Here is a 12,229-nt window from a genome sequence, read left to right as displayed (position 1 = left end):
AGACCGGGCGAGGCGCTCGGGCACATCGGTTACAGGTCGTTCCATCGTCGCAGGCTAGTAGTCACAAGATCCGCCGGGCAGGCCCTGGGCAGGGGGCGGCTGAGATGCGCGCTCATGCCCTCCTCGCCGGCGCCGCACGAGCCGGCCGGAGCACATCGACCTCACTGGGTGGAGACCTTGTGGACGGTGGTGTCGTCGGGGTTCAGTCGTCGACCGTCCGCGGACAGCACTTCCAGTGCGCGGAGGCGATGTCCCTGTCGGCGGTCGACCAACTGTGAGTGTGGTTCGCCGGGGGCGAAGAAGTTCTGTTCGCCCCACTGCCGCAGTGCCACGATGACGGGGAAGAGCGCCTCGCCCTTCGGGGTCAGTACGTACTCGCGGTAGGCGCTGCCGTCCGAGGCGGGGACGGATTCGAGGACTCCGCCGGCGACCAGGGTGCGCAGGCGTGCGGTGAGGATGTTCTTCGCCACGCCGAGGCTGCGCTGGAACTCCCCGAAGCGCCGGCTTCCGTCGAAGGCGTCCCGCACGATCAGCAGGGACCACCAGTCGCCGATCGCGTCCACCGACCGGGCGACGGGACATTCGCTGTCGTCGAAGCGTGTCCTGGTGACCATGTCGTCCCTCACTCTCACGATGGTTGCAACATGCTACCAAGTCGGGCTACCGTCGCCGTCATGATTGGTGGCAAGTTGAAACCAGTTTGCGGGGAGGAGTGCTGATGCACGGCAACGGTGAGGCTGTGGCACGACGGACCGAAGCCCGAAGCGGAGGAAGCGAGGGGAGCAAGGGAAGCGGGGCAAGCGAGGGAAGTGAGGGCAGCGGGGGAGATTCCGCGTTCGTCCTTTCCCGTGGTGTCGTCGTACTGTTCGCCGTCGCCTGCGGGGCCGCGGTGGCCAACGTCTACTTCTCCCAGCCGCTGCTGGTGACCATCGGCCATGACCTCGCCATGAGCCCGGCACTTGTCGGCAGCGTAGTCACCCTCACGCATGTCGGATACGGGCTAGGACTCTTCTTCCTCGTGCCGCTGGGCGACGTGGCCGACCGCAGACGGCTCGTCGTGGCCCAGCTGCTGCTCCTGGTGGTGGCGCTGGCCGTGGTGGCCGCCGCCCGGACGGCGGCGGTCCTGCTCGCGGGCATGGCCGCGACGGGGCTGCTCGCGGTCGTCACGCAGACGCTGGTGGCCTTCGCGGCATCACTGGCCCCTCCCGCCGGGCGCGGACGGGTCGTCGGTCTGGTCACCAGCGGCGTGGTCGTCGGAATCCTGCTCGCCCGCACCGCATCCGGCCTCATGGCCGACCTCGCGGGCTGGCGCTCCGTCTACCTCGCCTCGGCGTCGCTCACCGCACTGCTCGCCCTGGTGCTGTACCGAGTGCTGCCGCGCCACATACACGCTCCGCAGACGACCCTGCGCTACGGACAGCTTCTGCGCTCCACGATCACCCTGTTCGCACGGGAACGACTGCTGCGGCTCCGGGCCCTGTTCGGGCTGCTGATCTTCGCCGCCTTCAGCACCCTGTGGAGCAGCGTCGCGCTGCCGCTCAGCGCGGCCCCGTACTTCCTGCCGCACAGCGCGATCGGGGCGCTGGGACTGATCGGTGTCGCCGGCGCCCTGGCCGCGACCGCGGCGGGCCGCCTGAACGACCGCGGACTCTCCCGGCGGACCACCGGCCTCGCCCTGGCCCTGCTCGCCGCCTCGTGGTTGCCCTTGGCCTTCACCCGCAGCTCGCTGTGGGGCCTGGTCGTCGGGGTGATCCTGCTCGACCTCGCCGTGCAGGCGGTCCATGTCACCAACCAGACCCTGATTTACGCGCTGCACCCGGACGCGGGCAGCCGGCTGATCGGCGGATACATGGTCTTCTACTCGATCGGCAGCGCCACCGGCGCCATCGCCGCGACCTCCCTCTACACGGTGGCGGGCTGGGGCGCCGTATGCGCACTGGGTGCGGCGTTCAGCTGCCTCGGGCTCGCGCTGTGGGCGCTGGTAGACACAGACGCACCTTCCGCATGATCAAACAGATCCTGGATGTTGTCGGGGTGTTCATGCCTCTATGCGCAGCCAGGTGTCGCCTGTGCGGAGCCAGAGGGAGCCGTCGCGGCCTTGGCCGCAGTGCATGACGACTCGACCGGGCACCCGAAGCCGGCGGCGGCTGGTCACTACCCAGGTGGTGCCGGTGAGCTCGGCACGTATGAGCTCGATGGAGCGCTTGTTGTGGTCGCGGCGGGTGAGTACTGCCCGGTTGCCGCGGACCGCGAATCCGTCCGGTTGGGGGACGGGGCTGGGATAGCTGGCCACTTCGCCGGTGGACGGAGTGATCCGTGTCAGGAAGGTGCCGCCTCTGCTGGTGCCGGAGTACCAGACGAGCCATACCTTTTCGTTCTCGGTCGCCGCGGTGCAGCCTTCCAGTGGGTGATCGGGCAGCCGTCCCTTGGGAGCCCAGGACGTCTGGCCCAGGGTGTTCCAGCCCGCGAGGCCCGCTCCTGACTCGGGGTGGCCGCCGTAGATGCCTTCGTCGCCGTAAGCGGTCCAGATGCCGCCGTGGACGTCGGTGATCAGGGCGGGGATGTCGTCGCCGACGCAGAACTCGGCTTCAGGTGTGCCCAAGGGGGAGAACACCACGGCGTTGGGCGTCCAGGGGCCCTCAGGCTCGTTCCGGAACGTACGGCCGCGCACCAGCAGGAACCGGGAGTCCGGGAGCAGGGCCAAGTGGCTGGGCCAAATCCGGATGTCCTTCACCAGGATGCGCCGCTCCCCCTGCCCCGTGCCAGTGCCAGTGCCAGTGACAGTGACCAACTCACCGTTGAATGGGACTGTTGGCTTCCAGCCGATCCACCCCTTGATGTAGCGGCTGCGGTCAAGGTATCGCCGGTGGACCAACAGGACCGCTAGCTCCCCGGCGGGCCCGACGCTCCACCAGAGGGCTCGGTGCCCCTGCACGGCATCGGCAGCGGGAAGTCGCCACACATGGTGTATCGCGGCATCGGAACGAGCCGTCATGGGGCGGAGGTTCATTGGCAGTCGCCTTTAGGACTCCGGAAGCTAGGCCCCGAAGAGCGCTACCTTACCTGGCCCTCGCCCAGTCCAACTCCAGTGGCCCACCCGCCATCACGCAGTCCACGTCTCGCCACACAAACATTCCGCAAGCGCACTGATCACGACTTCGCGACTTCGCACAGGCCTGGCAGCACATCTTTCCACGCATTCATGGATCTGGGCAGCGGACCGCTTCTCGATAGCGCTGTCGACGTGCTTTGCTGCATTGACGCTCGCTCTTGAGAAGGGATTTCGTCATGTCCGACAGGGGCGGGAGGCACACCGCCCGCGACTCCTGGTTCTACCCGAGTGTGCTCGACAGCGATCTCCAGGGAACGGACCTGCCTGAGGAGATCAGAGCCGAAACCCGGGCCTGCGCCTGGGAGTACATCCGCTGCGTGGTACCCGAGTTCACCAACTGGAACCGCTATGTCGCCCTCACACGAATCATCATCATCGGCATCGTTGCCGAATTCCACGGGGGCATGGTGGACATCATCAACGGCCGCCAGCCGTTGGGCTACGACCTCGACGAACTTCTGGACACGCTGTTCGAGGGAACCCCAGCCAACGAATCCATGGCTCGTGAGTACCGAACCTTCCTGGTGATCACCGCAGAGAAGGCCAGCGAGAATCGCAACTCGGAGCTGTTTCGTCGATATGTGAACGCTCTTGCTCAGTCGCCGAGGGACTGGTTCCGTCTACGGGACTGCGATGCGCTGGCCCGGTTTACGATGGCCGCAGCGCTCACCTGCAACGACCTGGACGACGAGTGGTTCAGCGAGGAGGAGTTCCACATCCTCACCGAGTTGGGCGACACCCTCTATGACGCGGTCGCCTACTACAAGCACCGCGCAGAGGGTGAGACGAACAGTACCTTCGCCTACGTCGGGGGTGACCTGCGCAGCGAGTGCTATCGACGATGCCGGGAAGTACTCTGGGCTCTGGACGCTGCCTGGGCACCCAGCCGTGCGCGACGGCACGCCGTCAATTTCCTTCGCTACTTCGGCGGCCCCATCCACATGATGATGCGACGGTACCGGTTTACCGAGGAAGACCTGACCATCGGGAGAGCCGAGACCGAACGGGTAGTGCGCCAAACCCGCGGGAACTTCAAACTCTGGTACCGCGTCGATGCCAACGACACAAGCCTTCCTGAGCACCACCTCGACGAGGTGGCGTCCCAACAAGACCGGCTGTTCTTTCCCGGCTTCCTCACGATGCTGGAGAATGCCCAGAGCCCTCGGTGTCCTCGCTGCCGCTATCGGACCTTCTATGGAGCCGAAGCGTCAGGAAGGTTCGGCGGAGTGGAACTCTGCCGCGAGTGCCGAGAAGAATGGCGGAACTACTTGATGACCTTCCCTGACCGGGCCGCTCAGGTACTCCCCATCACCCGGGGTCTTACGCCAGCACGGTAGACGCCGAACAGCGGGACGAGTTGACGCAGCGTCAGGTTGGTACGCCAGTAGGCGGCGGCCAGCAGGGCCCGGTCCTCCAGCGGCGGACTCCATGGCAGGCCTCGTCGGACCGCGTCTGCTTCCTGACCGCGCAGCGCGGTCACGAACTTACGGAAACAGCAGCTACGGGGCGGCCAAGGCATCGCGCAGTAGTTGCCGGACTCCGCGAACAGGCCGGTAACCGAACGCGTTTGCGGCGGCAGTCGAGTCGTACACCCGGTCCAGGCGATCGGGCACTGGCCACCCCTGGTCGCGGAATGCCTGGAAGACGTCCGGAACCCGTTCGGCGAGCACCGCGCCCGCATCGCGGGAAAGGGCGAGGCAGTCTTCTCGGTGAAATGGGTGCGGCCCGGAGATATTGAACCTGCCGGTCACGGTGGGGTGCGTCACGGCCAGGACACCTGCCGCTGCTACGTCGGCAGCGTCGACTGCCCGGTGCAGCAGGTGGCGGGCCCGCACAGGCAGTGGCTCCGGAAAGCATCGCGATATGCGCAGCGTGACCGAAGAAACGGCGCAGGCGGCGACCAGCTCCTCTGCAGCCAGTTTGGTCTCGTCGTAGATGTCCCTGGGAAGCGGCGTGAGCTGCTCGTCCACCCAGACCGCACGGTCGGTGGGCACCAGGGCGTGTCCGTACACACTCGTACTGCTGATGTAGAGAACCCGCCGGGCGCCGAGGCCGGCAGCATCGTCGAGCAGGCCCGCGGTCATACCGACGTTCACGGCTCGGAACTCTTCATCGGCCACGCGCCCGACGTGCGGGGCGTGCAGCGCGGCAGTATGGACCAGGACATCGGCCGACTGCAATGCGGCCAGCCGCACGGGCCGGTCTCGCAGGTCTCCGACGACACTCGTCCAGCGTCCGGGGACCCGGTCCACGCCGCGGACCACCCAGCCGGCTGCGTCGAGTGCCGCAGCCAGGGCCGATCCGACCAGGCCCGAACTTCCCGTCACCGCAACCAGCCCAGCAGCGGCTCTTTTCGTTGCCCCATGCATGCATGCGACTGTACGGCGTGGAACCGATCTCCTGAGATGCAACGGCTAAATAGGGAGGCGGAGTCAGCTCGCGGTCGCGGTTCGAATCCCCAGCGCGATCAGCACGGCTCCCGCCAGACGGCTCATCCCACATCGGAACCGAGGTGTGTCAATCGTTGTGCGCGCGGCGGCGACCACAGACGTCCAGAACAGCAACCACACCAGCACAACGGCCACATGCGCGGCCGCAAGCGCCGCGATCTGTGGCGCGATGGGGCGGCTGGAAGTGAGGAACTGCGGTACCAGGGTGAGATAGACCGACGCCGCCTTCGGATTGAGGACGTTGGACCACAGTCCCTGGCCAAAGCCCCCGAGCCGCGCCCACGGCAAGTGCCATCGCCTCGCTGCCGTTGGTTCGACGCTTCGCCGCGTTGAGCGCCACGTGGTCACGCCCAACCAGATGAGATAGATGCCGCCCAGGAGCTTCACCACCGTCAACGCCCGAGCCGACGACATGACCAGAGCCGACAAGCCAACCGCGCCAAACGTTGCATGCACCAAGAGTCCGCACGCTGAGCCAAATGCGGCGCGCACGCCATCGGACCGCGAACCCGCGATCACCTGCTGCGTGACGAGGATGAAACTGGTGCCGGGAATCAATGTGAGGGGTGTGACCGCGGCTACAAAGCCGAGTACCTGATGCCACTGCACACAACGAGCCTATGCAACGGGCACGCGCCAAGCCACGGGTTCCCCCGTCCTGTTCGGGGCAGGCCAGAGCGGGACCAACCGCGTCCGCGTCGACTAGAAGATCGTTTCCGGCCGACCTGGACCGCGGTAGCGGCGTCCGGTGGGCAGATCCGACTGCATGGCGAACTCGATCGGGACGGTGATCTGCTTCGCCGTCTCGACCAGGGAATCGGGCCACATCAGGCCGAAGACCGCGGCCGTGATCCTGGGCTCGGCCGCCACCAGCGGCACCCCGATCGCGGTGCCCAGGGCGAGGCCGACGTAGCCCACCGGGCCATCGGCGACGCGCTCCGGAAGTTCCTGAAGGGCGTCCAGGGTCGCCTGCCACTCGGGCACGGCGAGCTCCGCCAGGCGGGCGTTGTAACGGACGACGATCGGTCCTTCCGGCTCGCCCGCCGCCTGCGCCTTGCGCAGCTCGGCGATCTCCTGCTCGTCGCGCGCGCGGTGCGCGGCCGGTCGCCGTGGCCGGGCGCGTCGATGACGGCGACATGGAAGCCGCAGCCGGTTACGAGAAGGTGGGCGCGACCCGCCATCGCCGGATGCTTCTTGTGGGCGCCGCCGCCGTGGCCCATCAGGACCAGGGGCGCGCGATCGGCGCCGGAGGCCGGCGACCAGAGAACGCCGGGGACCTCGCCGACGGTGAAGTCGCGTTCGACCATGGAGCGGCCGGAGCCGGGAAGAGCCATTGGCACGGGGGAGACCGGCCCTTCCCGGCAGACACATCGTCAGCCGGCGACCGCTGCGGCGACCAGGGCCGAACGGCCCTCTCGCGGGCGGCGATCGGCCCTCGGTGGCCCCCGGTAGCCCTCGGTGGTCCCCGGTAGCCCTCGGTGGCCCTCGGTGACGGGGTCGGTCGGCCCTCTTTGTAGAGCCTTCGGATGGCCGGTCGGCGCCGGTGCGCGCCGGCGTTGCCGCGTTGATCACGTAGGCTGCCGAGCAGACGTACGGGATCTTTGGAGCAGCACGGTCATGTCCGAATCGCAGCAGTACGCACCGGCCGTGAGCGATCCGCACGGGCCGCAGCTCCGCGAGCCGGACCGGGTGCGCAGCCTGCTCGACGCCGTGATGAGCCTGGGGCGGGGGCTCGAACTCCCTCAGGTGCTCAGGGGCATCGTGGAGGCGGCGGTCACCCTCGCCGACGCGGAGTACGGGGCGCTTGGCGTGGTCGGGGACGGGCAGCTGTCGCAGTTCCTGCCCGTCGGGATGTCCGACGAGCTCATCGGGCTGATCGGCCGGACGCCGTGCGGTCGCGGCATCCTCGGGGAGTTGATCCGCAATCCGGCGCCGCTGCGGCTCAACGACCTCACCCAGCATCCGCACAGCCATGGCTTTCCGGCCAACCACCCCCCGATGCGGACCTTCCTCGGAGTGCCGGTCCGGGTCCGCGACGAGGTGTTCGGCAACCTCTACCTCACCGAGAAGCGCGGCGGCGGCTCGTTCGACGCGGACGACGAGGCCGTGTTGACCACGCTGTCCATCGCGGCGGGGGTGGCGATCGACAACGCCCGCATGTACCACGAGAGCCGCCGCCGCGAACGGTGGCTGGAGGCACTGAGTGAGATCACCCGCAGCCTGCTGTCCGGTACCGACGCCGACGAGGTGCTTCGGCTGATCGCGCAGCGCGCGCAGGACGTCGCCGGCGCGGACTCCGCGGCGGTCCTGCTGCCGGGTGCGGGTGGCCATGCGCCCTCGTCCGCGGAGGAGCTGACGGTGGCGGTGGCGTGCGGTACGGGCGCGAGCCGGATCCTCGGGCTGCGCGTGCCGGCCGACGGTTCACTGCCCGGGATGGCCGCCCGCAGCGGCCGGCCGGTGGTCAGTGCCGATCTACGGGCCGACCCACGGGCGTACCCGCTCGTCCCAGGGGCCTCCGGCGACGGAACCGTACACCGGACCGAGGAAGAGGAGCCGGACGGCGCCGCGCCGGACGGGGAGCCCACGCAGATGTACGGGCCGACGGTCGCCGTCCCGCTCCAGGTGGACACCGGCTGCGGCGCGCTGCGGCTGAGCCGCCTGGCCGGGCGGGCCGCCTTCGACGATGCCGAGGTCACACTGATATCGGGCTTCGCCGACCAGGCCGTGATCGCCCTGGAACTCGCCCGTCGGCGGGCCGAGTCGGAGGAGCTCACGGTGCTCCATGAACGTGACCGGATCGCCCGGGACCTGCACGACCTCGCCATCCAGCGGCTGTTCGCGACCGGCATCACCCTGCAGAGTGCGACCCGGCTGATCGACCGTCCGGAGGCCGCCGAACGGGTCGGCCGCGCGGTCAACGACCTGGACACCACCATCAAGATCATCAGGTCCACCATCTTCGGGCTGCGTACCACCGGGGACGGCAAGGACGGCCGTGGTCTGCGCCGGGACCTGACCGAGACCGTGCAGCGGGCGGCCGGCCCCCTCGGCTTCAGTCCGGCGCTGCGGATCGACGGCCCGGTGGACGCCGCGGTCCCCGACGACCTGGCCCCTCACCTCGTGGCGGTGACCGCGGAGGCCCTCAGCAACGCCGCCCGCCACGCCCACGCCCGCCACCTGGACGTGACGCTGTCGGTGACCGCGGACGCGGTGACGCTGACGGTGACGGACGACGGGGTGGGCGTGGGGGACGCACCGCACACCGGAGGTCTGGCCCACATGCGGGCCCGAGCCGACATGCACGGCGGCCGGCTGGCCGTCGAGAGGCCGGAGGGCGGTGGCACCCGCATCGTGTGGCGGGTGCCGCTGCCCGGCTGACCTGATGCCTTCCGGTGCCGGACGCGGTCACAACGCGGCAGCGTTCGCCCCGGTGTGACCGTGTCCGGGAGTGGCAGATCAGGCCCCCGAGGCTCCCGGTGCTGCGGTCACGCCCGTGGCCCCTTCAGCCGCTCGGCGACCATCGCCGCCTGGACCCGGCGGCCCACCCCCAACTTGGACAGGATCGCGGACACCCGGTTCTTGACCGTCTTCTCCGAGAGGAACAGCCGGTCAGCGATCTGACGATTCGTCAAACCATCGCCGATCAGGTCCAACACCTCCCGCTCGCGCGGTGAGAGCCGGCCGAGTTCGGAGGTCTCCGCCTCGGCCGGCTGCTCCCGGCCCGGGTCGCGCAGCCGCTCCATCACCCGCGTCGCGGTGCGCGGATCCAGCATCGACTGCCCTGCCGCCACCGTGCGGATCGCGTGCACCAGCGCGGTGCCGTCGATCTGCTTGAGCACATAGCCGGCCGCTCCGGCCATGATGGCGTCGAACAGCGCCTCGTCGTCGTCGAAGGACGTCAGCATCAGACAGGCCAGCTCCGGGACGCGGGCCCGCAACTCCCGGCAGACCTCGATCCCTTCGTGGTCGCTGTCGGGTCCGTCGCTGCCGCCCAGCCGGACGTCGAGCACGGCCACCTGCGGCCGGACCGCCGGCACCCGGGCGAGGGCCTGCCGGGCGTCGCCCGCCTCCCCGACGACCTCGATGTCCTCCTCCGCCTCCAGAAGGTCCCGCACTCCGCGGCGGACCACCTCGTGGTCGTCGAGGATGAAGACGCGCAGCGGCGTCGCGGGGGCGGCGACGGGCGCGGCGGCGGGCGCGGCGGGGGCAGGGGGAACGGGCTGCTGGTTCATGCACTCTCGCTCTGTGGTTCTCGCGGATCGGTGGGGCACAAGGGCCCCGGCCACGAGGTTCGTCGGGCCCGGAGGCCCGCGCAAGGGCCGAACGGCCCTGGGGACCGGGGCCCCTCGGGCACCGCACCGCATTGCGACACTGGCGCTCCCGTCAGGAGGTCGATTCCATGCAGCAGTCCTACCAGCCCGCACGTTCCGCTTCGTCCGTGCCGTCCGGACGGCCCGCCGCGGGTACCGTCGGCGGCGAGTACCACGCCCTGCTCGCCCGGCACGACGCCATGCGGCTGCGGCGGCGCATCCTCGGCCAGGGCCGGGCAACCGCGCCGGCCTTAACGCCCGCCGCCTACGACGGCGCCGCGGACCAGCGGCTGATCACCCAGTACCTCGACCTGGTCACGCCGTTCGGCGACCTGATCGCCCGCCTCTACGACGAGATGTTCGCCCGGTGGCCCTACCTGCGGTCGCTGTTCCCGGCGTCCATGGACTTCCAGCGGGCGCATCTGGCCCGCGCCTTCTGGTACCTGATCGAGAATCTGCACCGCCCCGCCGAGGTGGCCGCCTACTTCCGGCAGCTCGGCCATGACCACCGCAAGCTCGGGGTGCGGCCGGTGCACTACGAGGCGTTCGAGACGGCACTGTGTGCGGCGCTGCGGCGCACCGCCGGGCCCCGCTGGATCGAGGCGGTGGAGGAGGCGTGGGTGCGGATGGTGCGGTTCGCCGTCGCGTCGATGGTGGACGGCGCCGACGCCGCGCTCGCCGAACCCCCGTGCTGGCAGGGCACGGTAACCGCCCACGAACGGCGCCGCCCGGACCTCGCGGTGCTGCGGGTACGGCTGCACGAGCCGTACCCGTACCAGGCCGGCCAGTTCGCGGCGGTCGAGTGCCCACTGATCCCCCAGGCGTGGCGGCACTACTCCCCCGCGTCGGCGCCGGGGCCCGACGGCGAGGTGGAGTTCCACGTCCGGCGCACCGGCCCCGGCGGGGTCAGCGAGGCCCTGGTCAGCGGCACCGGGGTCGGCGACATCCTGCGGCTGGGCCCGGCGCACGGCACGATGACGCTCCGGGAGGAGGACCGCTCCCGCGATCTGCTGATGGTGGCGGGCGGCACGGGCTGGGCGCCGATCAAGGCGCTGCTGGAGGAGTGGGCGGGCCGTCGCTGCGGTACGGGCGGTCTTCCGCGGCGCGCGGCTGGCCGGGTCCACCTCTTCGTCGGCGCCCGCAGTCGCGCCGAGCTGTACGACGCCGCGGCGCTTGCCGAGTTGGCGGCACGCCACGAGCGGCTGCGGGTGGTCCGGGTGCTGGACGAGGACGCCGTCCCGGAGAACGACGGCCCGTCAGCCGGGTACGGCCCGTCGGCCGGGTACGGGCCGCTGGCCAGGTACGGTCCGCTGGCCGAGGCGGTGGCGCGAGACGGGCGGTGGTCACACCATCTCGCCTTCGTCAGTGGTCCGCCGGCCATGGTCGGTGCCACAGTCGCGCGGCTGACCGCGGCCGGTATGCCGACCGACCACATCCGCCACGACCCGGTGCCGGGGCCATTGGCCCCATCGGCCCCATTGGCCCCATCGGCCGGCGGCTGCGCGGCGTACACGGTGGACGGGGCGGACGGGGCGGACGGGGCGGTGTCCGGCGCGGAGGGGTGACCGCCGCGGAGGGGTAACGCACCAACCGGGCCCCTTAAAAGTTGCGCGGTCCGAGGCGGGCCGAACGGCCCCTGGCGGGTGGGCACCGGGGGCCTTCCACTGGCCGACGGCTCAGTGCGTCAGCAGTGTCACAAGGACAGGGAGCACACCGTGAACGACACCCCGGCCCGGCAGACCACCGGGACAGCCACCGACTCAGCCACCGACGCCACGCTGGTGGCCTGGGCCGACCGCGAGGCGTCCCGCCGCAGCACCGCACTGGACCGTGCCGAGGCCCTCCGCCTGTTGGGCAGCGTGTCGCTGGGCCGGATCGTCTTCACCCAGGACGCGCTGCCGGCCATCCGCCCCGTCAATCACCTCCTGCACCACGGCGAGGTGATCATCCGCACCCACGAGGGCGCGGCGCTGACCACCTTGGCCGAGCAGGCGGAGGACGAGGGGGTGGTCGTCGCCTACGAGGCCGACGTCATCGACCCGGCCACGCACTGCGGCTGGAGCGTGGTGGTGACCGGCTACTGCCACCTTGTGACCGATCCCGACGACCTGGCGCACTACCAGGCGTTGCTGCATCCCTGGACCGACCACCAGATGTCCTACGCGCTGCGGATCCGCCCGGACCTGGTCACGGGGTTGCGGCTGTCCCCCTAAGGGATTCCCGAGTACCGGGCGAAGTGCCCTGTACTGTCGCCGGGTTGCGGCCGAGGACGAGCGTCGCGGTCGGCTCCAGGGGGAGCTCCAGGCGGGTCACCGAGGCGTACCCGGCGTCGCGCAGCAGGTCCTCGGATCCGTCCA

10 protein-coding genes and 2 pseudogenes are annotated in these 12,229 nt (G+C 70.0%); 5 read left to right on the top strand and 7 right to left on the bottom strand.

The window, feature by feature from the left end:
* Positions 1 to 161 precede the first annotated feature (161 nt).
* Positions 162 to 614 (bottom strand): winged helix-turn-helix transcriptional regulator, encoded by a 453-nt coding sequence (locus tag ACWD6P_RS02560; RefSeq protein ID WP_451442265.1) that lies wholly within the window; start codon positions 612 to 614, stop codon positions 162 to 164.
* 104 nt (positions 615 to 718) lie between these two features.
* Here ACWD6P_RS02560 and ACWD6P_RS02555 point away from each other — a divergent pair, with 104 nt between their 5' ends.
* Entirely contained in the window at positions 719 to 2,008 is a 1,290-nt protein-coding gene (locus ACWD6P_RS02555) for an MFS transporter (protein WP_451442135.1), read from the top strand.
* Positions 2,009 to 2,038: 30 nt separating this feature from the next.
* Here ACWD6P_RS02555 and ACWD6P_RS02550 read toward each other — a convergent pair whose 3' ends face one another.
* Positions 2,039 to 2,734, bottom strand: coding sequence for a hypothetical protein (locus ACWD6P_RS02550; RefSeq protein WP_451442134.1), 696 nt, complete (start codon positions 2,732 to 2,734; stop codon positions 2,039 to 2,041).
* Positions 2,735 to 3,288: 554 nt separating this feature from the next.
* Between ACWD6P_RS02550 and ACWD6P_RS02545 the strand changes: the two genes are divergently transcribed.
* Positions 3,289 to 4,449 (top strand): hypothetical protein, encoded by a 1,161-nt coding sequence (locus tag ACWD6P_RS02545; RefSeq protein ID WP_451442133.1) that lies wholly within the window; start codon positions 3,289 to 3,291, stop codon positions 4,447 to 4,449.
* On the opposite strand, the pseudogene ACWD6P_RS02540 reads toward ACWD6P_RS02545, so the two are convergent.
* From ACWD6P_RS02540 to ACWD6P_RS02525, 4 genes and pseudogenes are all read right to left on the bottom strand, one after another.
* A pseudogene (locus tag ACWD6P_RS02540) lies at positions 4,440 to 4,631 on the bottom strand (hypothetical protein); the annotation flags it as partial. The gene ACWD6P_RS02545 and the pseudogene ACWD6P_RS02540 sit on opposite strands and share 10 nt — an antisense overlap.
* On the bottom strand, positions 4,612 to 5,481 hold the full coding sequence (locus ACWD6P_RS02535) for an NAD-dependent epimerase/dehydratase family protein (RefSeq protein WP_451442132.1): 870 nt from the start codon (positions 5,479 to 5,481) through the stop codon (positions 4,612 to 4,614). The pseudogene ACWD6P_RS02540 and the gene ACWD6P_RS02535, both read right to left, overlap by 20 nt.
* A gap of 63 nt (positions 5,482 to 5,544) precedes the next feature.
* On the bottom strand, positions 5,545 to 6,171 hold the full coding sequence (locus ACWD6P_RS02530; RefSeq protein WP_451442131.1) for a LysE family translocator: 627 nt from the start codon (positions 6,169 to 6,171) through the stop codon (positions 5,545 to 5,547).
* Positions 6,172 to 6,318: 147 nt separating this feature from the next.
* Positions 6,319 to 6,896, bottom strand: a pseudogene (locus ACWD6P_RS02525) (alpha/beta hydrolase); the annotation flags it as partial.
* Positions 6,897 to 7,275: 379 nt separating this feature from the next.
* Here ACWD6P_RS02525 and ACWD6P_RS02520 point away from each other — a divergent pair.
* Positions 7,276 to 8,940 carry a GAF domain-containing protein gene (locus tag ACWD6P_RS02520; protein ID WP_451442264.1) on the top strand — a complete coding sequence of 555 codons (1,665 nt, stop codon included), beginning with the start codon at positions 7,276 to 7,278 and terminating at the stop codon, positions 8,938 to 8,940.
* A gap of 107 nt (positions 8,941 to 9,047) precedes the next feature.
* Here ACWD6P_RS02520 and ACWD6P_RS02515 read toward each other — a convergent pair whose 3' ends face one another.
* Positions 9,048 to 9,794 carry a response regulator gene (locus tag ACWD6P_RS02515; protein ID WP_451442130.1) on the bottom strand — a complete coding sequence of 249 codons (747 nt, stop codon included), beginning with the start codon at positions 9,792 to 9,794 and terminating at the stop codon, positions 9,048 to 9,050.
* 167 nt (positions 9,795 to 9,961) lie between these two features.
* On the opposite strand from ACWD6P_RS02515, the gene ACWD6P_RS02510 reads away from it, so the two are divergent.
* Together ACWD6P_RS02510 and ACWD6P_RS02505 are read left to right on the top strand one after the other, a co-directional pair.
* Positions 9,962 to 11,437, top strand: coding sequence for a globin domain-containing protein (locus tag ACWD6P_RS02510; protein ID WP_451442129.1), 1,476 nt, complete (start codon positions 9,962 to 9,964; stop codon positions 11,435 to 11,437).
* A 150-nt stretch (positions 11,438 to 11,587) separates the two neighbouring features.
* Positions 11,588 to 12,085 carry a pyridoxamine 5'-phosphate oxidase family protein gene (locus ACWD6P_RS02505; RefSeq protein ID WP_451442128.1) on the top strand — a complete coding sequence of 166 codons (498 nt, stop codon included), beginning with the start codon at positions 11,588 to 11,590 and terminating at the stop codon, positions 12,083 to 12,085.
* The last annotated feature ends 144 nt before the right edge of the window (positions 12,086 to 12,229 follow it).

The organism is Streptomyces sp. NPDC002446, assembly GCF_053595675.1.
The sequence above is the reverse complement of the archived record's forward strand: the minus strand, read 5'-3'. Positions and strand labels throughout refer to the sequence as shown.